This window comes from Raoultella sp. (genome assembly GCF_039594335.1).
In the GTDB taxonomy this organism is placed as follows: domain Bacteria; phylum Pseudomonadota; class Gammaproteobacteria; order Enterobacterales; family Enterobacteriaceae; genus Klebsiella.
This window is the reverse complement of the sequence record NZ_JBCNNS010000059.1, coordinates 1-20,972: the sequence shown is the minus strand read 5'-3', so window position 1 is coordinate 20,972 and position 20,972 is coordinate 1. Positions and strand designations below refer to the sequence as shown.

General features: G+C 58.9%; 19 protein-coding genes. 12 read left to right on the top strand and 7 right to left on the bottom strand.

Annotated features, from left to right (window positions below; all coding sequences use genetic code 11):
* Window positions 1-67: 67 nt before the first annotated feature.
* The 7 genes from ACZAHD_RS12370 to ACZAHD_RS12340 are packed head-to-tail and all read left to right on the top strand — an operon-like array spanning window position 68 to window position 8,117.
* Window positions 68-1,732 (top strand): ABC transporter substrate-binding protein, encoded by a 1,665-nt coding sequence (locus ACZAHD_RS12370; RefSeq protein ID WP_462457039.1) that lies wholly within the window; start codon window positions 68-70, stop codon window positions 1,730-1,732.
* 17 nt (window positions 1,733-1,749) lie between these two features.
* A complete protein-coding gene (locus ACZAHD_RS12365; RefSeq protein WP_462457038.1) occupies window positions 1,750-2,703 on the top strand; it encodes an ABC transporter permease in 954 nt (317 codons plus the stop codon).
* Window positions 2,704-2,705: 2 nt separating this feature from the next.
* A complete protein-coding gene (locus ACZAHD_RS12360) occupies window positions 2,706-3,596 on the top strand; it encodes an ABC transporter permease (RefSeq protein ID WP_462457037.1) in 891 nt (296 codons plus the stop codon).
* A 2-nt stretch (window positions 3,597-3,598) separates the two neighbouring features.
* Window positions 3,599-4,642 (top strand): ABC transporter ATP-binding protein, encoded by a 1,044-nt coding sequence (locus ACZAHD_RS12355; RefSeq protein WP_462457036.1) that lies wholly within the window; start codon window positions 3,599-3,601, stop codon window positions 4,640-4,642.
* Window positions 4,632-5,642, top strand: coding sequence for an ABC transporter ATP-binding protein (locus ACZAHD_RS12350; RefSeq protein ID WP_462457035.1), 1,011 nt, complete (start codon window positions 4,632-4,634; stop codon window positions 5,640-5,642). The genes ACZAHD_RS12355 and ACZAHD_RS12350 overlap by 11 nt, the downstream gene beginning before the upstream one ends.
* Before the next feature lie 32 nt (window positions 5,643-5,674).
* Complete coding sequence (locus ACZAHD_RS12345; protein ID WP_462457034.1) at window positions 5,675-6,859, top strand: amidase; 1,185 nt, start codon at window positions 5,675-5,677, stop codon at window positions 6,857-6,859.
* Window positions 6,849-8,117 carry a Zn-dependent hydrolase gene (locus tag ACZAHD_RS12340; RefSeq protein WP_462457033.1) on the top strand — a complete coding sequence of 423 codons (1,269 nt, stop codon included), beginning with the start codon at window positions 6,849-6,851 and terminating at the stop codon, window positions 8,115-8,117. The genes ACZAHD_RS12345 and ACZAHD_RS12340 overlap by 11 nt, the downstream gene beginning before the upstream one ends.
* A 111-nt stretch (window positions 8,118-8,228) precedes the next feature.
* Here ACZAHD_RS12340 and pdxR read toward each other — a convergent pair whose 3' ends face one another.
* The gene (gene pdxR, locus ACZAHD_RS12335; protein ID WP_462457032.1) at window positions 8,229-9,695 is read right to left on the bottom strand and encodes a MocR-like pyridoxine biosynthesis transcription factor PdxR; all 1,467 of its coding nucleotides are present in this window, start codon (window positions 9,693-9,695) and stop codon (window positions 8,229-8,231) included.
* Window positions 9,696-9,927: 232 nt separating this feature from the next.
* On the opposite strand from pdxR, the gene ACZAHD_RS12330 reads away from it, so the two are divergent.
* From ACZAHD_RS12330 to ACZAHD_RS12315, 4 genes are read left to right on the top strand one after another with little or no spacing between them, the layout of a single operon-like run.
* Window positions 9,928-10,779, top strand: coding sequence for a transporter substrate-binding domain-containing protein (locus tag ACZAHD_RS12330; RefSeq protein ID WP_462457031.1), 852 nt, complete (start codon window positions 9,928-9,930; stop codon window positions 10,777-10,779).
* A gap of 48 nt (window positions 10,780-10,827) precedes the next feature.
* Window positions 10,828-11,469: an amino acid ABC transporter permease gene (locus tag ACZAHD_RS12325; protein ID WP_462457030.1), complete on the top strand. Its 642-nt coding sequence runs from the start codon at window positions 10,828-10,830 to the stop codon at window positions 11,467-11,469.
* 14 nt (window positions 11,470-11,483) lie between these two features.
* A complete protein-coding gene (locus ACZAHD_RS12320; protein ID WP_462457029.1) occupies window positions 11,484-12,149 on the top strand; it encodes an amino acid ABC transporter permease in 666 nt (221 codons plus the stop codon).
* On the top strand, window positions 12,142-12,903 hold the full coding sequence (locus tag ACZAHD_RS12315) for an amino acid ABC transporter ATP-binding protein (RefSeq protein ID WP_462457028.1): 762 nt from the start codon (window positions 12,142-12,144) through the stop codon (window positions 12,901-12,903). The genes ACZAHD_RS12320 and ACZAHD_RS12315 overlap by 8 nt, the downstream gene beginning before the upstream one ends.
* A 606-nt stretch (window positions 12,904-13,509) precedes the next feature.
* Here the strand turns inward: ACZAHD_RS12315 and ACZAHD_RS12310 are convergent.
* Entirely contained in the window at window positions 13,510-14,274 is a 765-nt protein-coding gene (locus ACZAHD_RS12310) for an SDR family NAD(P)-dependent oxidoreductase (protein WP_462457027.1), read from the bottom strand.
* A 182-nt stretch (window positions 14,275-14,456) separates the two neighbouring features.
* Between ACZAHD_RS12310 and ACZAHD_RS12305 the strand changes: the two genes are divergently transcribed.
* Entirely contained in the window at window positions 14,457-15,794 is a 1,338-nt protein-coding gene (locus tag ACZAHD_RS12305; RefSeq protein WP_462457026.1) for an aminotransferase class III-fold pyridoxal phosphate-dependent enzyme, read from the top strand.
* 114 nt (window positions 15,795-15,908) lie between these two features.
* Here ACZAHD_RS12305 and ACZAHD_RS12300 read toward each other — a convergent pair whose 3' ends face one another.
* The 5 genes from ACZAHD_RS12300 to ACZAHD_RS12280 all read right to left on the bottom strand — a co-directional run bounded on the left by ACZAHD_RS12300 (window position 15,909) and on the right by ACZAHD_RS12280 (window position 20,945).
* Window positions 15,909-16,613, bottom strand: coding sequence for an ABC transporter ATP-binding protein (locus tag ACZAHD_RS12300; RefSeq protein ID WP_462457025.1), 705 nt, complete (start codon window positions 16,611-16,613; stop codon window positions 15,909-15,911).
* Window positions 16,600-17,436, bottom strand: coding sequence for an ABC transporter ATP-binding protein (locus ACZAHD_RS12295; RefSeq protein WP_462457024.1), 837 nt, complete (start codon window positions 17,434-17,436; stop codon window positions 16,600-16,602). The genes ACZAHD_RS12300 and ACZAHD_RS12295 overlap by 14 nt, the downstream gene beginning before the upstream one ends.
* The gene (locus ACZAHD_RS12290; protein ID WP_462457023.1) at window positions 17,429-18,262 is read right to left on the bottom strand and encodes an ABC transporter permease; all 834 of its coding nucleotides are present in this window, start codon (window positions 18,260-18,262) and stop codon (window positions 17,429-17,431) included. The genes ACZAHD_RS12295 and ACZAHD_RS12290 overlap by 8 nt, the downstream gene beginning before the upstream one ends.
* A complete protein-coding gene (locus ACZAHD_RS12285) occupies window positions 18,262-19,275 on the bottom strand; it encodes an ABC transporter permease (RefSeq protein ID WP_462457022.1) in 1,014 nt (337 codons plus the stop codon). Before ACZAHD_RS12285 ends, ACZAHD_RS12290 begins: the two co-directional genes overlap by 1 nt.
* A 101-nt stretch (window positions 19,276-19,376) precedes the next feature.
* On the bottom strand, window positions 19,377-20,945 hold the full coding sequence (locus ACZAHD_RS12280) for an ABC transporter substrate-binding protein (protein WP_462457042.1): 1,569 nt from the start codon (window positions 20,943-20,945) through the stop codon (window positions 19,377-19,379).
* Between the last annotated feature and the right edge of the window lie 27 nt (window positions 20,946-20,972).

The window sequence follows — 20,972 nt, the reverse complement described above, 5'->3', positions numbered from 1 at the left end:
TAGCGCTGATAAACTGGTATGCATTTTGCCTGTTAAATAACGACTTTTATTTAACAGGGACAATGTGATGCTAAATAACACCGTACTTTTGCGCAAACGTCATCTCGCCATCGCTGTGAGCGGCGCACTGGCGCTCTTTGCCTCCCTGCAGGCCAATGCCTCCACGCTGCGGATCGCCATGACCGCCGCCGATATCCCCCTGACATTTGGACAGCCCGATCAAGGGTATGAAGGCAACCGCTTCACCGGTATTCCGCTGTACGATGCGCTGGTCGAGTGGGATCTTTCCCAGGGCGAAAAACCCAGCGGCCTGGTTCCGGGCCTGGCGACGGAGTGGCACGTTGACCCGCAGAACCAAAGTCGCTGGATTTTTACCCTCCGTCCCGGGGTGAAGTTTCATGATGGCAGCGAGGTGAACGCCGACGCCATCGTCTGGAACGTCGATAAAGTGCTGAATAAAGCCGCGCCGCAATATGCACCGGGGCAGATTGGCAATACGCTGTCCCGTATGCCGACGCTGAGCGGTGCGGAAAAAATCGATCAATATACGGTCGCGCTGACCACCTCCGAGCCGGATGCGCTGCTGCCGTATAACATCACCAACCTGTTCATTGTCTCACCGACGGCCTGGCAGAAACAGTATGACGCGGTACCGGCCAGCGTCGGCGATGCGGCGGCCCGCAGCAAGCAGGCGTGGACGGCGTTCGCCGCTCATGCGGTGGGCAGCGGTCCATTTAAAATGGAAAAACTGGTACCGCGCCAGCAGCTTATTCTGGATAAGAACCCGGATTACTGGAATAAAGCGCGCATTCCACGCGTCGATAAAGTGGTGCTGATCCCGCTGCCGGAGGCCAATGCCCGTACCGCCGCGCTGCTGTCAAAACAGGTGGACTGGATTGAAGCCCCGGCGCCGGATTCGATCGATCAGATCAAGGCCCAGGATTTTAAAATCTACGCCAACACCCAGCCGCACCTGTGGCCGTGGCAGTTTTCATTTGAAGAAGGCTCGCCGTGGAAAGATATCCGCGTGCGCAAGGCCGCCAACCTGTGCCTTAACCGCGCCGAGCTTAAAAGCTATCTCGGCGGCTACATGACCGAAGCGACCGGCGTCTATGAAGCCGACAGTCCGTGGCACGGCAAACCCACTTTCCAGATCAAATACGACCCGGACAGCGCTCGCAAACTGATGACCGAGGCCGGATTTAGCGCCGCCAAACCGCTGCACGTTACGGTGGCGACTTCTGCTTCCGGCTCCGGGCAGATGCAGCCGCTGCCGATGAATGAATACATCCAGCAGAGCCTGAAAAGCTGCTTCTTCAATGTCGATATCAAAGTGACGGAATGGAACACCCTGTTTACCAACTGGCGTCTGGGGGCGAAAGATCCCTCGGCGAAGGGGATCGATACGATCAACGTCAGTGCGGCGGTCAACGATCCTTACTTCGGCCTGATCCGCTTCTCGACCGCCAAAGCCTTCCCGCCGGTCGCCACCAACTGGGGCTATTTCTCTACGCCGGAGACGGAAAAGCTGGCGACGGCGGTGAAACACGCCTTTACCCCGGCGGAGATGGACAAAGCGGCCGGTGAACTGCATGCGGCTCTGGTCGACCAGGTTCCGTTCTTGTTTGTTGCTCATGACGTCGGGCCGCGTGCGATTTCGCCTGCGGTAACCGGGGTGGTCCAGCCACAAAGCTGGTTTATCGATCTCAGCCTGGTGAGTAAGAAAGAGTAATCGCGCAGGAGGAACAGATGATCAAGACGCTGCTATACCGCATTCTGCTGGCCATTCCGACGATGCTCGGGGTGGCGCTGATCTGTTTTATGCTGGTGCAGATTGCCCCGGGCGACCCGCTGGTATCGGTGATGCCGCCGGATGCCTCCGAGGCGCTACGCCAGACATTAATGCAGGCCTATGGCTTTGATAAACCGCTGCCTTTGCAGTTCGTGCACTGGCTATGGCGGGCGCTGCATGGGGATTTAGGCATGTCGGTGGCGACAGGCCGACCGGTGCTTGGCGAAGTGATGACGGCGGTCAGCTATTCGCTGCGTCTGGCGCTGCTGGCAACCATTATCGGTTTTGTGCTGGGCAGCCTGTTTGGCTTTGTTGCCGGCTACTTCCGTAACAGCATCGTTGATCGCCTGGCGTCACTGCTGTCGGTTTTCGGCGTCAGCGTGCCGCATTACTGGCTGGGAATGCTGCTGGTCATCGTCTTCAGCGTCAAATTTTCCCTGCTGCCGGCCACCGGCGGCGGACCGATTGGCGAGATTGGCTGGCAGTGGGACCGGGAACATCTGCAGTTCATGCTGCTGCCAGCGATTACGCTGTCGGTGATCCCGACCGGGATTATCGCCCGCACCGTGCGTTCGCAGGTGGCGGACATTCTCAGCCAGGAGTTTATTGTCGGTCTGCGGGCTCGTGGACTGAACGAATCACGCATCTTCCTCCACGTGGTGAAAAACGCCGCGCCAACCGCACTGGCGGTGATGGGGCTGCAGGTGGGGTATTTGATGGGCGGCTCGATTCTCGTTGAAACGGTCTTTTCCTGGCCGGGGACCGGTCTTCTGCTGAACACGGCGATTTTTCAGCGCGACCTGCCGCTGCTGCAGGGGACTATCTGGGTGCTGGCGCTGTTCTTTGTGCTGCTCAATCTGCTGGTGGATATCCTGCAAACCACCCTCGACCCGCGAATTAAGAGGAGCTGACTATGGTGGACACCGCGACGAAAATGGCGCCGGTTTCTCCGGTTCTGGCCGCCCGGCAGGGCTACTGGCGCGGCGTATTTCGCCGCCTACTGCGTGATCCCGGCGGCCTGATCGTTGGCACAATCATTTTGCTTCTGCTGGCGCTGGCGCTGTTTGGCCCGTGGCTGATAGTGAAAGATCCTTATCAAACTTCGATGTTTTTACGCCTTAAACCTATCGGCAGTGACGGTTTTGTGCTGGGTTCTGATGAACTGGGGCGCGATATGCTGTCTCGTCTGATTCTCGGCGCCCGGCTGTCGTTGTTCATGGGGATTGTGCCGGTGGTGCTCGCCTTTTTCATCGGCGGCGCCATCGGCATTATCGCCGGCTATGTGGGCGGTAAAACCAATACCCTGATTATGCGCACGGTCGATGTGTTCTATGCCTTCCCCTCGGTGCTGCTGGCGATTGCGCTCTCCGGCGCGCTGGGGGCGGGGATTGGCAATGCGTTGCTGTCGCTGACGCTGGTGTTTGTGCCGCAGGTGGCGCGAATTGCGGAAAGCGTCACCGCCCAGGTTCGCCACATGGACTATATCGAGGCCGCCCGCGCTACCGGGGCCAGCGCATTTACCATTATTCGCGTACAGGTTCTCGGCAATGTGCTGGGACCGATTTTTGTCTTCTCTACTGGCCTGATTTCGGTGTGCATGATCCTCGCCTCCGGCCTCTCTTTTCTTGGCCTGGGCGTGCGGCCGCCAGAGCCAGAATGGGGATTGATGCTCAATACCCTGCGCACGGCGATCTACACCCAGCCGTGGGTGGCGGCCCTGCCGGGACTGATGATTTTTATCACCTCCATTTCGTTCAATATCCTCGCTGACCGCCTGCGCACGGCGATGGCGATTAAGGAGTAACGATGCAACCTTTTATCAATATCGATCTTGGCGGCCCGGCTCAGCCGCTGCTGAAGGTTAATCATCTGTTGAAGTATTTTCGCGCCGGTGGCGCAAAAAGCCGTGAAGTGGTGCAGGCGGTGGATAACGTCAGTTTTACGGTGATGAAAGGTGAAACGCTGGGCGTGGTGGGGGAATCGGGGTGCGGCAAATCGACGACGGCGCGCCTGCTGATGCAGTTACTGAATCAGGACAGCGGCGAACTGATCTTTGACGGTCTGGCGGTCGGGTCAACGCGTCTGCCGATGAAAGAGTATCGCCGCCAGGTGCAGATGGTGTTTCAGGATAGCTATGCTTCGCTTAATCCGCGTATGACGATGGAGGAGAGTATCTCCTTCGGCCAACGTGTACACGGGGTGAGCGCCAAAGAAGCCAGAGAATATGCCCGCTATCTGCTGGCCCACGTTGGCCTCGAACCCGAACGTTTTGCCCACCGTTATCCGCATGCGCTCTCCGGCGGCCAGCGTCAGCGTGTGAACATCGCACGTGCTCTGGCGATGAAGCCGCGGTTGGTTATCCTCGATGAGGCGGTGTCGGCGCTGGATAAATCGGTAGAGGCGCAGGTTCTGCAGTTGTTGCAGGAGCTAAAACGAACCCTTGAGCTGACCTATGTTTTTATCAGCCACGATCTGCACGTGGTGCGCTGGCTGTCGGATCGCATTCTGGTGATGTATCTCGGCGAAGTCGTGGAGATTGGGCCGGCGGAACAGCTGTTTACCGCCTCCGCTCACCCTTACACCCGTGCACTGCTGAGCTCGATGCCCTCAATGGACCCGCAAAACCGCACCCTGATCTCGCCGCTGAACGGCGATCCGCCGAGCCCGATTTCCCCTCCTTCTGGCTGTCGGTTTCATACCCGCTGCCCGCACGCCAAAGCGGTGTGTGCCGAGGTGAAACCGGAGCTTGAAAGTGTCGGTGAGGGGCATCAGAGCGCCTGCCTGATGGCTCAGCCGTCGTCACCCTGGCATCAGAACATCGCCATTCAGGAGGTAAACCATGTCGCATGAGGCTTTTGTCCATATCCGTGATTTGCGGGTGGAGTTTCGCCGCGATGGCCAGACGGTGAATGCGGTTAACGGCGTCTCTTTTGATGTCCATAAAGGCGAAGTGATGGCGCTGATCGGTGAATCGGGGTCCGGTAAAAGCGTCACCCTGAGGGCGCTGATGCGCCTGCATCCGCCGAAAAGCAGCGTGCTCTCGGGGACGCTACGCGTCGGCGATGAGGAGGTGCTGACGATGAGCGCTTCCCGTCTGCGTGCCTATCGCGGCGCCCGCTGCGCCATGATTTTTCAGGAGCCGCTGCTGGCGTTTGACCCGGTGTATACCGTTGGCCAGCAGATCGTCGAAGGGCTGCGTCGTCATGAAGGATTGTCGCGTCAGGCGGCGAGGGAACGGGCCCTGGAGGCGCTGCGTCAGGTGCGGATCCCCAGTCCGGAACGGCGGCTGGACGCCTACCCGCACGAAATGTCCGGCGGTATGCGCCAGCGGGCGATGATTGCCCTGGCGCTGTCGTGTAACCCGCAGTTGCTGCTGGCGGATGAACCGACAACCGCGCTGGACGCCACGGTGCAGATCCAGATTCTGATCCTGCTGCGCGAGCAGCAAAAGCAGCGCGACCTGTCGATTATCTTTGTGACTCATGATATTGGCGCCGCGGTGGAGATAGCCGACCGGGTGGCGGTGATGTACGCCGGACGTATCGTTGAAGAGGCATCGATGACGGACATCTTGTCCCGTCCTCGCCATCCCTATACTCAGGTGTTGCTGGGGAGTCGCCCGAAAGACGGGTTGAAAAAAGGCGACGCGCTGCACTGTATTCCCGGTTCACCGCCGGATCTTTCCCGCTTGCCGTCGGGGTGTGCGTTTGCCGACCGTTGTCCGCATGCGAGACCCGTTTGCACACATACCCCACCAGTGACCGAACAGGTTGACCTGCGTCATGTGGTGAGTTGTCATCGTTGGCGAGAACTGACGTCGGCCATTGAAAAACCGGCGCTGTATGCCTGAACGGTCGGCCTGAATTAAAGGAGGTGATACCTGTGCAGGATGATAATGACGCATTTATGCCTTACCCGCCGCATCCGGTACCCCACGCGCTGAGCGGGCCGCTCAGCGGGATGACCTTTGCCGTCAAAGATCTGTTTGATGTTGCGGGCTATCCCACCGGCGGCGGCAATCCGCATTTGCTGGCGCTCTCCGGCATAAAACGCCGTACCGCCCCGGTGGTGCAGACTCTGCTGGATAACGGTGCGCGTTTTATCGGTAAAACCCACACCAGCGAACTGGCCTACTCAATGAGCGGCCACAATATGCACTACGGAACGCCACGCAATGGCGCCGCGGCGAACCATATTCCCGGCGGATCGTCATCCGGGTCGGCGTCGGCGGTGTCGAACGGCGTGTGCGATTTTGCGCTGGGCACCGATACCGGCGGTTCGGTGCGCACTCCGGCAAGCTACTGCGGCTTGTTTGGCCTGCGCCCGACGCACGGACGCATTTCGCTCGACGGCTGCCAGCCGCTGTGCGCCACGATGGACACCTGCGGTTTCTTCGCCCAAACGCCGGAGGTCTTTCAGGCGGTCGCTGATTGCCTGCTGGGTGCAAAACCTCCGGCGATTGCCGACGTGGCGCTGGCGTGCCATGAGGCTCTTTTTTCCTGCCTGCCATTGCGTAGCCAGCAGGCATTGTTGCCCGTCCGGCAGCGGCTTGAACGCTTTTTTGGCGCTATGACGCCGCTGAACGCACCGCTACCGGACATCGACGAGATCTATCTCGCTTTTCGGCAGATTCAGGGATTCGAGGCCTGGCAGGCGCAGGGAGAGACGATACAACGCTATGGTCTGCAGCTGGGGCCGGATGTACGCGAGCGTTTCTTATGGGGAAAAGCCGTGACGCCGGCGCAGTATGAGGCCGCCCGCCAGCGGCGGGAGCACTTTACCCGCTGGTGGGATGCGCAGTTGGGCGACGCGATACTGGTTTTGCCCACCGTGCCAGACGGTGCGCCGCTGCTGACGGCGCAGGCCGAGGAGATTGAGACCACCCGGCGTCTTTCCCACGATTTGTTGTTGATTTCGGTGATGACCCGACGCCCGCAGGTGACGCTGCCGGTCGCTAAGAGCGGTGGTCTGCCGCTGGGCATCTCTTTTTTAGGGCCGCGCGACAGCGATCGCCTGCTGGTAGAGCTGGCCGTTGCATTCGCGCAAGGAGATAAAGATGAGCAGTGAGGTTATTTTTACCCCGGTTGCAGAGACGACGGGTTGGCGTATTAACGGTGAACGGTTATGGGATTCATTGATGGCGCTGGCGGAAATTGGCGCGACGCCGAAAGGCGGCTGCTGTCGCCTGACGCTCACCGAGCTCGACCGGCAGGGTCGGGATTTAGTCATCGGCTGGGCGCAGACGGCGGGGATGAGCGTCACCGTCGATAAAATCGGTAACGTGTTTATGCGTCGGGAAGGGCGCAATCCGCTGCTGCCGCCGATTGTCTCCGGAAGCCATATTGATACTCAGCCTACCGGCGGGAAATTTGATGGCAACTACGGTGTGCTGGCGGCGCTGGAGGTCGTGCGTACCCTGAACGATCTCGATATTGAAACCGAAGCGCCGATTGAAGTGGTGTTCTGGACCAATGAAGAAGGTTCGCGTTTTGTGCCGGTGATGATGGGGTCCGGCGTTTTTGCCGGTGTATTCCCGCTGGAAACAATCTATGCCGCGCAGGATGCGCAGGGCAAAACGGTGGGGGAGGAGCTGGAGCGTATCGGCTATATCGGTAGCCAGACTCCCGGCGATCATCCGATAGGTGCCTACTTTGAAGCCCATATTGAGCAGGGACCGATCCTTGAAGATGAGGAGAAAATCATCGGTGTAGTGCAGGGCGTGCTGGGGATCCGTTGGTACGATTGCGTGGTGACGGGGCAGGAGTCTCATGCCGGGCCAACGCCGATGCGTCTGCGTCAGGATGCCTTGCAGGCGGCGACACGGATTATGCAGGAAGTGGTAGCGATTGCCGGACATAGTGAAGAGGGGCGCGGCACGGTGGGGATGGTGCAGGTCTATCCCAACAGTCGCAACGTCGTACCGGGCGAGGTCACCTTCTCCATCGATATGCGCAATATCAGCGATACGGCGGTCGATGAGATGGACCGCCAGTTGCGGGCTTTTATCGTGCAGGTGCAGCAGGAGAGTGGCCTGGCGGTGACGTTGCAAGAGGTCAGCCATTACCCGGCGGCGGCGTTCCATCCGGATTGCCAGCAGGCCATTGCTGATGCCGCGGCGCGGTTGGGCTATCCGGCGCGGAAGATAGTATCCGGTGCCGGGCACGATGCGGTATATATGAGCTATCTGGCGCCGACGGGGATGATCTTTATCCCCTGCAAAGACGGGATTAGCCATAACGAAATCGAGTACGCTTCTCCCGGACATGTTGCTGCCGGCGCAAACGTGCTGTTGCAGGTGATGCTGCAATACGCGCAGGTGGTGTAACCGGGAGCCGGGATTCCCCCGGCTGGCGCTACGCTTAGCCGGGCTACGGGCTGCAAGATGCGCGGCGGTGTAAGCGCTGAGCATACGCGCGATGGCGATGACAGACTTCGTTTATCCCAGTTGCCCCAACTGGTGGCACAGCACCTCGACGCCGGGCGCAATCGCATCGGGATTGATGGCGTGAAAGCCCATGCGGAAAAAGTTTTCCGGCGGGTTGGCGTTGAGGAAATGACGCGCGCCGGGTTCAATCAGTACTCCGGCATGAGCGGCGCGCCAGGTCAGTTGCTGGGTATTGATCTGCGTTGGTGTCGACAGCCAGAAGGCATTAGCATGTTCGCTCCCGGGAATAATCCGACACTCCGGCAGGTAGTGATGCAGCGCATTATTCAGCCGCTCCCAGCGCTGGGCGGAGTCATAGTGGTAGCGGCGCAGATGGGTTTCATAGTGCCCCTGGGCGAGAAAATGGGCCATCTGATATTGAATATTGGTGGGGGGATGGCGGTACATCAGCCGCCGCAGCGCGCGGGCTTCATCAATCAGGTCCGGGTCGGCCACCATAAATCCCAGTCGCAGACCGGGAGACAGCGCCTTCGACAGGCTGCTGACGTAAATCACCCGCCCGCTACGATCGCTGGCTTTCAGCGCCGGTAGCGGGTTGAGCATAAAGTTACTTTCCGAGTCGTAATCATCTTCAACGATCACCGCATCGTGACGAGCCGCATGTTCAAGCAGTTGGCTGCGCCGCGCCTGGCTCATTGCTACCCCTGTCGGCACCTGGTGGCCGGGGGTGACGTAGTAGTAATCGCAGGGGGCATCGTCGAGCACGATCCCTTCTTCGTCCACCGGGTGCGGCACGATGTCGGCGTCCGCCAGCAGGAAGGTATTAATCGCCTCGCGGAAGCAGGGGTTCTCCACACCGATCCGGGTCTTTGACGACATCAGCAGGCGGGTGAGCAGGTAGAGCGCGTTTTGCGAGCCGAGCGTAATCAGGATCTCATCCGCTGCGGCGACGATGCCGCGCTTGGGCAGCACCCGGGTGCGGATCTGCTCAATCAGCATCGGCACATCCTGGTCGATGTGATCGACGACCCAGGCCGGATCGCGTACGCCGCCGTGCAGCCAGTTGGCCGCCGAACGCCACGTGGTCATCGGGAACTGGCGGGTATCCGGCTGGCCGTAGATAAACGGATAGCGATAGTTCATCCAGCCAGCGGGTTTCAGAATCGACTCCTGCTGGCTGGGGGTGATTTGCAGCCGCGTGCCCCAGCGTGGTGCAGCGCGCTCGCCATCCGGTGCACCCTGCACGGCAACCGTCTCGGCGGAATGTTGATAGTCGGGATGCAGATAGTATCCGCTACGCGGGCGGCTGATGAGATACCCTTCGCTGACCAGACTCTCAAAAACCAGCGCCGTGGTATTACGCGATACCCGCAACTGGCTGGCCAACTGACGGCAGGAGGGCAGCGGCGTGTCGGCGGAAAAAAAACCGCTCAGAATGGCATTTACCAACGTCTCCCGCACCTGTTCCTGTAAACCGCGACGTTGGTCGAACTCGACGTGCAAAAGGTGACGGATCATGCGGGGGCTCCTTACGTGAATACTCTGTCTACATTGCAGCAAATTCCATACCACCCTGAAAAAGTCTGACACACAGACGCAGCAAAACTGGCTCTATCCGGAAAACAAAAACGCTCCCTACAGTAAAAACGCATTCATCAGTCGCGGACCGGAACTTCCGTCGGCACAAATTTTGCAAAACCTTTTCATGTTCGGGAATGAACACGTCTGGCGAATTAATTAGGGTGGATTGATGAAAAAATCATTGGGTTCAATGTGTCTGGGCGCCGTTATGGCAATGGCTTTCTCTTATCACGCAGTAGCAGCAGATCTCCCGGAAATTGAAAAGTCCGGCACCTTGAAAGTCGCGACCGAAGATGATTACGCGCCGTTTAACTTTATGAGTAACGGCAAGGCCGATGGCTTTAACAAAGATATGCTGGAGGAGCTACGTAAGTATGCGAAATTCCACGTCGACCAGAGCATCCTGCCGTGGACCGGCCTGTTAGCGGCGGTTTCCACCGGTCAGTACGATATGGCGTTAACCGGCGCGGTGATTACCGACGATCGGCTTAAGGTGTTTGATTTCACGCCGCCGTGGGCCTCGGCCCAGCACTATTTTGTCAAGCGCGCCGGCGATAACTCTCTCAACACTATCGCCGATTTGAGCGGCAAAAAAGTGGGCCTGCAGGCGGGCAGTGCGCTGCTGGCGCGACTGCCTGAGCTGAAAGCGATGCTGGAAAAAACCGGCGGCAAGCTCGGGCCGGTAGTGGAGTATCCCTCCTACCCGGAAGCCTACGCCGACCTTGCCAATAAGCGCCTCGATTATGTGATTAACGTGGTGATTTCAGTCAACGACCTGGCGAAAGCCAAACCTAAGGTCTTTGCCAAAGGACTGGCGGTGTCCGGCCCGGGCTATATGGCCTGGCCGATTCCGAAAAACTCGCCGCAGCTTTTGGCCTACATGACCAAATTTATCAACCATATGCGTGAAACCGGCAAGCTTGCCGAGCTGCAGAAAAAATGGTTTGGCGAAACCTACGATAACCTCCCGACAGAAGCGATTACCAGTCCAGAGCAGTTCCATAAACTGGCTGGTTTGTAACATTTTGCGGCGGGTTACCGCCGCGTTTTTCATCCAAAGGAGAGCCATATGGATGCAATTTCCTGGCAGTTATTGATTGAAGGCGCATGGACGACCCTCTGGATTTCGGCCATCGCCATCGCTTTTGGGGTGGTGATTGGCCTGCTGATCGCTCTGGTGCGGATGTTGCGTATCCCGATTATTGACCAGTTGCTGGTGGTCTATATCAGCCTGGCGCGCGCCACGCCGCTGGTGACGCTGGTGCTGTTTCTGTTTCTCTCCCTGCCAACTGTGGGGATAAATCTTGATAAAAACGTGGCGGCAATCGTAGCGCTGACCCTCAATACCTCGGCTTTTAACGCCGAAATCTGGCGCAATGCGTTCCGCACCTTCCCGCGTGAGCAGCGCGAGGCGGCAGAATCCGTGGGCATGCGCCGCTGGACCTATTTTCGCTACATCATGCTGCCGCAAATGTGGATTGAAAGCCTGCCCGCGCTGGTGAACGAAATGTCTTTCCTGATTAAAGGCAGCCCGGCGATTGCGGTGATCGGCGTGGTCGATTTGACCCGCGTGACTAACCGCATCTCATCCGTCACCTATGAACCCCTGTCGCCGATTCTCGCGGCGGGTCTGCTTTACGTCGTGATCATCGGCATGTTGCTGAAGCTACAGGGACTGGCGGAACGTAAAGCAAAACGCCTGGCACGATAACAACAGGAGGATCTATGAATCAGTGGGCCATTATCTGGTCAGCGCGCGACAGCTTTATTTCCGGCCTGATCGCCACCCTTGAGCTCTTCATTCTGGCCGCCGTTGTGGGGTTAGCGATTGGTATTGTGTTGTGCTATTTCACTGAATATCAAAAGCGCTGGCTTAACCGCGTGATTATCGCTTTTGTCAGCCTGATGCGCGCGATTCCGTTCTTAATCCTCGCCTATCTGCTCTATTACGGCCTGCCGGAAGTGGGGATCAGTATGGACGCCTGGACCGCAGGTCTGGTGGCGTTGATGATTTACCACGGTGCCTATTTCTTTGAAATCCTGCGCAGCCAGCGCCGGGTTTTCTCCGCCGGATATATTGAGGCCGCAGTGGCGCAGGGCTTTTCACGTTACAAGACATACCGGCGGATTATTTTGCCGAATATTGTCTCATCGGCGCTGCCGCTGTTCGGCAACCAGCTGATTATTTGCCTGAAGGATACCGCTTTTCTCAGCATTATCACCGTTCAGGAAATTACCGCCGCGGCCAACAGCGTGCAGGCGACCTGGTTTATCCCGTTTAACGCTTTTATCGTCGCGATTGCACTCTACTGGGCGATCAGCATTTTGCTGGAGTTGCTGATTAAGCGACTGAGCGCCCGTGGAGCCAGAAGAGGAATGAGTCATGCCTGATACCACTGCAGTAAGCATTAAAAACGTCTCCAAACAATTTGATAATATTGAAGTTCTGCGTGACATCAATCTGACTGTTGAAAAGGGATCGGTGGTCAGTATCCTGGGGTCGTCAGGTTCCGGTAAATCGACGCTGCTGCGCTGCATGAACTGGTTGGAACAGCCGGACCGCGGGGAGATTCATATCGGTGGCCAACGGCTGGGGATTGATGAACAGAGTGGCAAAGTCATGTCTCACCGTCAGCTGTCGAAGATTCGTGAGCGGGTGGGGATGGTGTTCCAGAGTTTTAACCTGTGGCCGCACCTGACCGTGCAGCAGAACGTCAGCGAAGCGTTGCTCCACGTCAAAGGGATGAAACGCGATGAAGCGCATGCGATAGCCTTGCAGCAGCTGGAAAAAGTCGGGATGGCGCACAAAGCCGACGCCTGGCCGATTACCCTCTCCGGCGGGCAGAAGCAGCGGGTAGCGATCGCCCGTTCGCTGGCGATGTCGCCGGAGGTGATTTTGTTTGACGAACCGACATCGGCGCTGGATCCCGAACTGGTCAACGAAGTGTTGGGGGTGATGAAGGCGCTGGCGGCGGAGGGTTACACTATGGTGGTGGTGACTCATGAGATGGACTTTGCCCGCCAGGTATCGGATGAAGTGGTATTTCTCGAAAAAGGGCTGTTGATTGAGAAAGCTCCGCCGGAGAAATTTTTCACCAACCCGGATTCCGAACGCGTCAGACAGTTTTTGCAGAGCAGCCGGTAATAAGGGGCATCTGTGGTCGATCTCCCCGGTCGCGCTGCGCTGACCGGGGCTACGGATCGGCATCATCTGCAGGTTTGTCGATTTTGTCGCCTGGGTAAGGCGCATTGCGCCGTGACCCGGGGGGGCGGGCAAGGTATTTGGAGGCACGCGGGTTTGGTATCCCGGGCTTGCCCGTCAAGCGCTGACTCCGGAGAGCAGTTTAGTCAGCTGTTGATATGTCCCTGAAACCACGAGATATGCAGCGATGCCCTGGCACCCGCTGAAATCGGCGACTCGGGGGGCGGACAGAGGCGAATTGAGACACGACAAAATGGCCCGGAGCAATTTTGAACAGCGCTGGCGCTTGCCTCGCAGGGGCGAGTCTCTGGTATGGGACGAGTAGCGTTGAGTTGAGCCGACCGCAGGCTGATGACCGCGAGGTGAGCGCAGTGCGCAGCACCGATTTCTTTGTGGGACCGCGGGGATGGTAAAGGGGGAGACCGTGTTCTCCCTCTTTACCCGTTAACGTGTAACGGTAATCTCTGTTCTGCGCTATGACGATGAACTGAACCCCTGAACACCGTCCCGGAGGCGACGCTTGACGCGCCTGTCCGGGCAACTAAAACTTCAATCCCGGTCGATTGCGAACGGCTGCCAGGCCTGGCGTACCGGCATCACTTCTACGCGGTTGATATTCATATGATCCGGCAGGGTGGCGATGTAAAACATCTGTTCGGCAATGTCCAGGGCGCTCAGTGGTGTGGTACCGCGATACAGATTATCGGACGCCGCCTGGTCGCCTTTGGTACGCACGAGAGTAAATTCGGTCTCGGCAATGCCCGGCGCCAGATCGGTCACCCGCACCCCGGTACCGAGTAAATCGCAGCGCAGGTTATAGCTGAACTGCTTCACAAACGCTTTGCTGGCCCCGTAAACGTGGCTGCCCGGATAGGGCCACTGACCGGCAATGGAGCCGATATTGATTATGCTGGCGCCAGCACCGTGCTGAATCAGCGTTGGCAGCAGCGCATGGGTAACGTTAACCAGACCGGTCACGTTGGTATCGATCATCGTTTTCCAGTCCTGCAGGTCGACCTTCTGCGCCGGCTGCGGCGCCAGTGCCAGCCCGGCGTTGTTAATCAGCGTCTTGATATCGGCGAATTCAGCAGGCAGCGCCGCGATGGCCGCGGCGACCGCATCGCTGTCGCGCACGTCGAGCTCGATAATATGCACGGGTACCTGCGAGGCGAGCTTATCCTTTAACTTTTTCAGCCGCTCAAATCGGCGTCCACTCAGTACCAGCGACCAGCCCGCATCGGCGAAGACCTGCGCTGCCGCTTCCCCAAAACCTGAGGTCGCCCCAGTAATAAACACCACTTTGCTCGTTGTCATTTCATTCTCCTGTGCAGGTTGTCACTCCTACTATAGAAACCCTACGCGCGTGGGCACAGGGCCAGTCGGCGTGCGGCGATGTGACACGGTGTCACATCGTTTTCGTCTTACTGGCTCTATCCGTTTCTCCCCTGAACAGCCAATGATGGTGCCAACAACAACGACATGAGAGAGGGCAGGGTATGAAGCTGGCAATACAGAACGATGTAGCGATAAGTAATGATGAAGTTCGGCAGCTGGATCGCGCTTATGTGTTTCATTCATGGTCGATGCAGGGCAATTTAAATCCGCTGGTGATCGCCGGGGCCAAAGGCTGTGAACTGTGGGATTACGAAGGCAAAACCTACCTTGATTTCAGCAGTCAGTTGGTGAACGTCAATATCGGCTATCAGCACCCGCGTGTGCTGGCGGCGATGAAAGCGCAGTTGGAAGAGCTGGTGACCATCGCGCCCGCCACCGCCAACCTCGCGCGTGGCGAAGCGGCGAAACGCATTGTCGAGCTGGCGCCGGAAGGCTTTAGCAAAGTGTTCTTTACCAATGCTGGGGCCGATGCTAACGAGAACGCCATTCGCATGGCGCGGCTGTACACCGGGCGCGATAAAGTGCTGTCGGCCTATCGCTCGTACCACGGTAATACCGGCAGCGCCATCGCCGCCACCGGCGACTGGCGTCGCGTGCCGAATGAATATTCGCGCGGTCACGTGCACTTCTTTAACCCGTACCTCTATCGCAGCGAGTTTAACGCCACGACGGAAGAGGAAGAGTGCCAGCGCGCGCTGGCACATCTGCGCCGCATCATTGAGTGCGAAGGCCCTGGCGCCATAGCCGCGATTTTGCTGGAGTCGATCCCCGGTACCGCGGGCATTCTGGTGCCGCCTGATGGCTATATGCAGGGCGTGCGGGCGTTGGCCGATGAATTTGGGATCGTGCTTATCCTTGATGAGGTGATGGCCGGGTTTGGCCGTACCGGCAGCTGGTTTGCCTTCGAACAAGATGGCGTGGTGCCGGATCTGGTGACCTTTGCCAAAGGGGTTAACGCCGGTTACGTGCCAGCGGGGGGCGTGCTGATTAGCGACCCGATTGCCCGCTATTTTGACGACCACTTCTTTGCCGGCGGATTGACGTATTCCGGCCATCCGCTGGCGATGGCGGCAATTGTGGCGACGATCGATGCCATGAAGGAGGAAAACATCGTTGAAAATGCGGCGCAGATGGGGAATCACGTCTTGCGTCCGGGACTGGAAGCGCTGGCAGAAAAGCACGCTATCATCGGTCATGTTCGCGGCCGTGGCCTGTTTCAGGCACTGGAGTTGGTGAGCGACCGTGAAGGCAAAACGCCGTTAACCGCTGCAGATATGGCAGCGATTAAAGGGGCGTTAACCGAAGCGGGTTTGTTGGCCTTTGTGGTGGAAAACCGCATTCACGTGGTGCCGCCGTGCACCATCAGCGCTGAGCAGATTGCCAAAGGACTGGCGATTTTTGACAGCGTATTCGCCCGCTTTACTCACCTGGCGAAATAAGCCAACGTTATTCCCGGATGACGGCGCCAGCGCCTTATCCGGGCTACCCGACCGCACAATCTCGTAGCCCCGGTAAGCGTCGTGCGACCGGGGATATTCCCGCATGGCGAGCTATCACGCCATCCGGTGTTGGCCCTGCATCAGCGCATCACGGTCGAAGAAGCGCTGAATGACCCCTTCGGCCATAAATGCCGCCCGATCCGACATATGCGCAATCACATCGGCATCATGGCTGACCAGCAGATAAGTCATGCCGTGCTCCTGCTTCAACCGATTCAACAGATTGAGAATTTCCGCCTGTACCGACATATCCAGCGCCGAGGTGGGCTCATCTAACAGCAGGATCTGCGGGCGCAGCAGCAGCGCGCGCGCGATTGCCACGCGCTGGCGCTGGCCGCCGGAAAGCTGATGCGGATAACGATGCGCGGCGTCGGTGGGTAGCCCCACTTGTTCCAGCGCGGTTTCGACCCGCTGCCGGATGGCGTCGAGGCCGTGGATTTTCAGCGGCTCGGCCAGGGTACGCCACAGCGTATGGTTGGGGTGTAAAGACGCGTAGGGATCCTGAAATACCATCTGCACGTTGCGGCGCAACTCTCCCTGAAAACGAACTCCGGGGGCTATCGCTTTGCCGAACAGCTGAACGCCGCCGCGCCACTCGCGCTGTAGCCCGGCGAGAACCCGCAGAATCGTCGATTTTCCGCAGCCGGAAGCGCCGATCAGACTGAAGGTTTCCCCGGCTTCAACGCTGAAGCTGGCGGCGGAAACCGCCGTTTTTTCCGCAAAAATGACCTGCAATGCGTCGAGATTAACGACTGCCATGTGCCGCCTCCGTAAAGTCCTGTGTTCTGTCGAGAGTGGGCAGCATCTGACCGTAAGTACTTGCATCGGGACGGCAGGTCCACAGCGTGCGGGTGTAGGGATGTGTCGCCTGAGGCAGTGCACGGGCGGGCATCTCATCGACCTGTGCACCCTGATACATCACCAGTACCCGCTGGCAATGCTCCGCCACCAGCGGCAGATCGTGGCTAATCAGCAGCATCGCCATTTGCCGCTGCTCGCACTGTTCCACCAGCAGTTCGAGGATCTGATTGCGCAGGCGGGAATCGAGCGCCGAGGTCGGTTCGTCGGCAATCAGCACTTTTGGATTATTCAACAGCGCGATGGCGATCATCACCCGTTGCCCCATCCCGCCGGAGAGTTCGCCGGGGTAGCGGCTGAGCACGGGTAAATCGAGGCCGACGGCGGCAACCGCGGCTTTCACCGCCTCCAGCCGCGCACGGCGGCTCAGGCGCTGATGCAGCGTTAATGCTTCTTCCAGCTGTGTCTGAATGTTCTGCACCGGATTCAGCGCATAGCGCGGATCCTGCAATACCATGGCAATATCGTTGCCGCGCAGCGCGCGCCAGCGGCGTGCGTTGAGGGTCAGAAGATCGTGCCCCAGCACGCTCAGCGTTTCTGCGCTGACCACGCCCGGACGACGCACCAGCCCCATCAACGCGCGGGCGGTCATCGATTTGCCAGAACCGGATTCGCCCACCAACGCCAGCCGCTCGTTGCCGAGCGTGAAGTTGAGGTTATTCACCACCCGGGCAGAGGGGTAGTCGATGCATAGCCCTTGAACGGTGAGTCGGGTATCAGTCATGTTGCGGCTCCAGAACATCGCGCAGGCCGTCGCCCAGCAGGTTAAAGGCCAGGCTGGCTATCAGGATCACCGCCCCGGGCGCGGCGGCAATCCACCACTGATCGAAAATGACCTGCATCCCGTCAGCGATCATTGCGCCCCATTCCGCCATCGGCGGACGCGCCCCCAGACCGAGGAAGCCCAGTCCGGCGGCGGCGAGAATGATGCCGGCTAAGTCCAACGCCAGGCGCACGATGGCGGAAGGCAGGCACAGTGGCAAAATATGGCCACTCAGCAGCCGCCAGCCGCGAATGCCCATCATCTCCGCCGCCGCCAGATAATCGCTGTGGCGCAGGCGTTGAATTTCGCTGCGCGCCTGGCGAGCGTAGGCGGGCCAGGTGGTGAGCGCCAGCGCCAGCGCACCATTAACCAGCCCTGGCCCCAGCATGGCGACAAAGGCAAAGGCGAGGATCAGGCGCGGCATTGACATCACCACGTCGGTAAAACGCATCAGAATGCGCTCCAGCCAGCCACCGTAATAACCGGAAAGAATCCCCACCAGCAGACCGGCGGGGAGCGTAATCAGGGTGACTAACGCTACCAGTCCCAGCGCCGGACGCGCGCCGTAAATCAGGCGGGAGAGCAGGTCGCGGCCATAGCTGTCAGTGCCGAGCCAGTGCCGGGCGTCGGGGCTTTGCAGGCGGGCCGCGGCATCCTGCCAGTTGGGATCGAGCGGCGCCAGCCACGGCGCGAACAGCGCCACCAGCAGGAGCAGCACGATAACGATCAGCCCGCAAAAGGCGGCGGGGGAGCGACGCAGACGACGCAAAAACAGATAAGCCGGCATCAGCGTACCCTCGGGTCGGTCAACCGTACCAGCAGGTCGGTGAGGTTATTAATGAAAACAAAGCTGGCGCCAATCAGCAGGGTACCGCCCATGATCGCGGTGGTATCGCCGGCAAACAGCGCGGTGGTCAGATAGCGGCCAATACCAGGCCAGGAGAAGACGGTTTCCGTCAGCACCGCGCCTTCCAGCATTGAGGTCCAGGCCAGGGCGATCACCGTCAGCAGCGTGCCGCGAATATTGGGGAACACGTGGCGCAGCAGAATCGTCATTTCGCTGGCGCCTTTGGCGCGTGCCAGCAGGATGTACTCTTTATTCATCTCGCTGAGGCAGGCGGAACGCGTCAGGCGGGTGATGCTGGCCAGTGAATAGTATCCCAGCAGCAGCACCGGCAGCAGCAGGTGGCCGATGGCGTTTTTGAAGGCCTCTTTATCGCCGGAGAGCCAGGTATCAATCAGCACGAAGCCGGTTCGCGCTTCGACGGTATATTGATAGATATCGTCCAGTCGCCCGGGGCCGGGCGTCCACTGCAATTTGGCATAGAACAGTGCCAGCATCAGTAGCCCAAGCCAAAAGATGGGAACCGAGTTGCCGATCAAGGTCAAGGTGCGTACCGCCAGATCCCACGGGGAACCGGCGTAGCGGGCGCACAGCACACCGGCAATTACCCCGAACAGTGCCCCGACGATCAGCGCCAGCGTGGCCAGTTCGAGGGTGGCGGGAAAGGTGGCGAGCAGGTCGTGCAGCACCGGCTGGCCGGTGGAACTGGCCGTGCCGAGGTCGCCGTGGGCAAGGTTAACCAGATAGTGCCAGAACTGGACCGGCAGCGGGCGATCGAGCCCCAACTGGTGGCGAACCTGATCGTAGGTTGACTGGCTGGCATGATCGCCGACGATTTGCAGCACCCGATCGACAGGTGAAAACGCGGAAAGCGCGAACGTGACGAGCAACAGCCCGAAGAGCGTGAGGAGCAGGGTAATCAGCCCCTGAAGCACACGTCTGGAAAAATGTGGCATGGGAAGTCTCTTCATGCCGGGTGACGGCTTTGCCTTACCCGGCCGACAAAAAACGAGAACGTAGGCCGGGTAAGCGCAGCACCACCCGGCAACAAGGAAAATTACTTGGTGACGTTATCGTACCAGACCATATCGGCGTTGAGGCCTTGCTGATAGCCTTTGACGTTATCGCGGACCACGATCTGAGTTTTCCCCTGATCAACAAACACATACGGCGAACTGCGCTGCAGCTCTTCCTGCATTTTTTTGTACAGATCGAGGCGTTTTGCCGGATCCGCCTCGGCGACCGCTGCCTGGGTTTCTTTATTCAGCTGCGGGATCTGCCAGCCGTTCAGACCAGCGACGGTGCTGGATTTGCCATCATTCCATGCGAAGGCGCTGGCGTTGGAGTGGGCGTCAAAGTAGTCCGGGATCCACAGGCGAATGGCCGCCTGATGCTGCTTCGCGCGCACGCGGGCATACACCTGGCTGCCCGCGGCCGGCAGCAGGTCAATCTTTACACCGCCCTGGGCAAAGCTGGCCTGCATCGACTGGGCGATGGTGATGAATGGCGGTTTGTTCTCGACGTCAAGAGTGAAGTGCGCGTCCTTAATTCCCGCTTTGGCGAGAATCGCTTTGGCTTTCGCCGGGTCAAATTTGAACGGATTATTGTCCAGCGCGCCCGGCAGACCGACCGGCAGGAAGCTCTGATGCACAAAATACTGGCCCTTAAGCAGATCTTTGGTGATGCCGTCATAATCCACCAGCCAGCGCGCCGCTTCCCAGAGGGCCGGGTTACTCAGCAGCGGGTTAGCGCTGTTGCCGGTGTTGAACACCAGGTAGTTCTGCTCGGCGGAGGGAATGCTCAGCACCTTCACGCCGGGTTTGCCCTGCAGGGCGGCTATCTGATCGGCGCCGAGATCGCGGGCGACGTCAGCATCACCCTGTTGAATCAACAGGCGGCGAGAGGCCGGATCGGGGACGTTTTTAATAATGACGCTTTTCAGCTTCGGTGCACCGGTAGGCGAGCTGTCGTTAGCTTCCAGCACGATGGCCTGATGCGGTTGATAGACGCGCATTTTGAACGCGCCGCTACCTGCCGAGTGCATTTTCAGCCAGCTGTTACCGAAATCGTTGTCTTTGACGTTCGGCGCCACCAGCTTTTCATCAACGATGGAGGCGATTGGCGTGGAGAGGATGTTCAGCGCTACCGCCGGGCTGACGTCAGCGGTCCAGTGCAGTTGCAGCGTATGGGCATCGACCTTTTTCAGCTGGCTGGCGATATTGTCCGGCTCCCAGCCGAGGACGTTGAGGATAAAAGCGGGGGACTTATTCAGCGTCACCGCGCGGGTATAGGAGAAAATAATATCTTCCGGGCGCAGCGGATTACCGGAGGCGAATTTGGCATCGGGCTTCAGCTTGATGGTCAGCGTTTTCGCCGCCGGGTCGGCCTGCCAGCTTTCAGCCAGAATCGGGGTGATTTTTTCAGGGTTGTTGCGATCTGGCTGAACCAGGCGCTGATAGAGGCTCGGTACCGTCTGAATGCTGGAAAGCTCATTGGCTTCTGCCGGGTCGAGGCTGACGATGTCGTCGAGACCCTGAGCAACAACCAGGGTGGAAGGCGGTGTAGCAGCATGGACAGCGGCGGAGAGTGCGCTCAGCACCAGTAAAGAGAGCAGTTTTTTGGTCATGTGCAATCCCTGAAAAATGGTGTTTTG

Excerpts from the sequence above, each read along its gene's own strand:
- ACZAHD_RS12320 (WP_462457029.1), top strand. The coding sequence starts at position 11,484 with ATGAATCAGTGGGCCATTATCTGGTCAGCGCGCGACAGCTTTATTTCC.
- ACZAHD_RS12285 (WP_462457022.1), bottom strand. The coding sequence starts at position 19,275 with ATGCCACATTTTTCCAGACGTGTGCTTCAGGGGCTGATTACCCTGCTC.
- ACZAHD_RS12365 (WP_462457038.1), top strand. The coding sequence starts at position 1,750 with ATGATCAAGACGCTGCTATACCGCATTCTGCTGGCCATTCCGACGATG.
- pdxR (WP_462457032.1), bottom strand. The coding sequence starts at position 9,695 with ATGATCCGTCACCTTTTGCACGTCGAGTTCGACCAACGTCGCGGTTTA.
- ACZAHD_RS12280 (WP_462457042.1), bottom strand. The coding sequence starts at position 20,945 with ATGACCAAAAAACTGCTCTCTTTACTGGTGCTGAGCGCACTCTCCGCC.
- ACZAHD_RS12310 (WP_462457027.1), bottom strand. The coding sequence starts at position 14,274 with ATGACAACGAGCAAAGTGGTGTTTATTACTGGGGCGACCTCAGGTTTT.
- ACZAHD_RS12290 (WP_462457023.1), bottom strand. The coding sequence starts at position 18,262 with ATGCCGGCTTATCTGTTTTTGCGTCGTCTGCGTCGCTCCCCCGCCGCC.
- ACZAHD_RS12305 (WP_462457026.1), top strand. The coding sequence starts at position 14,457 with ATGAAGCTGGCAATACAGAACGATGTAGCGATAAGTAATGATGAAGTT.
- ACZAHD_RS12295 (WP_462457024.1), bottom strand. The coding sequence starts at position 17,436 with ATGACTGATACCCGACTCACCGTTCAAGGGCTATGCATCGACTACCCC.
- ACZAHD_RS12300 (WP_462457025.1), bottom strand. The coding sequence starts at position 16,613 with ATGGCAGTCGTTAATCTCGACGCATTGCAGGTCATTTTTGCGGAAAAA.
- ACZAHD_RS12330 (WP_462457031.1), top strand. The coding sequence starts at position 9,928 with ATGAAAAAATCATTGGGTTCAATGTGTCTGGGCGCCGTTATGGCAATG.
- ACZAHD_RS12355 (WP_462457036.1), top strand. The coding sequence starts at position 3,599 with ATGCAACCTTTTATCAATATCGATCTTGGCGGCCCGGCTCAGCCGCTG.
- ACZAHD_RS12360 (WP_462457037.1), top strand. The coding sequence starts at position 2,706 with ATGGTGGACACCGCGACGAAAATGGCGCCGGTTTCTCCGGTTCTGGCC.
- ACZAHD_RS12325 (WP_462457030.1), top strand. The coding sequence starts at position 10,828 with ATGGATGCAATTTCCTGGCAGTTATTGATTGAAGGCGCATGGACGACC.
- ACZAHD_RS12370 (WP_462457039.1), top strand. The coding sequence starts at position 68 with ATGCTAAATAACACCGTACTTTTGCGCAAACGTCATCTCGCCATCGCT.
- ACZAHD_RS12340 (WP_462457033.1), top strand. The coding sequence starts at position 6,849 with ATGAGCAGTGAGGTTATTTTTACCCCGGTTGCAGAGACGACGGGTTGG.
- ACZAHD_RS12350 (WP_462457035.1), top strand. The coding sequence starts at position 4,632 with ATGTCGCATGAGGCTTTTGTCCATATCCGTGATTTGCGGGTGGAGTTT.
- ACZAHD_RS12315 (WP_462457028.1), top strand. The coding sequence starts at position 12,142 with ATGCCTGATACCACTGCAGTAAGCATTAAAAACGTCTCCAAACAATTT.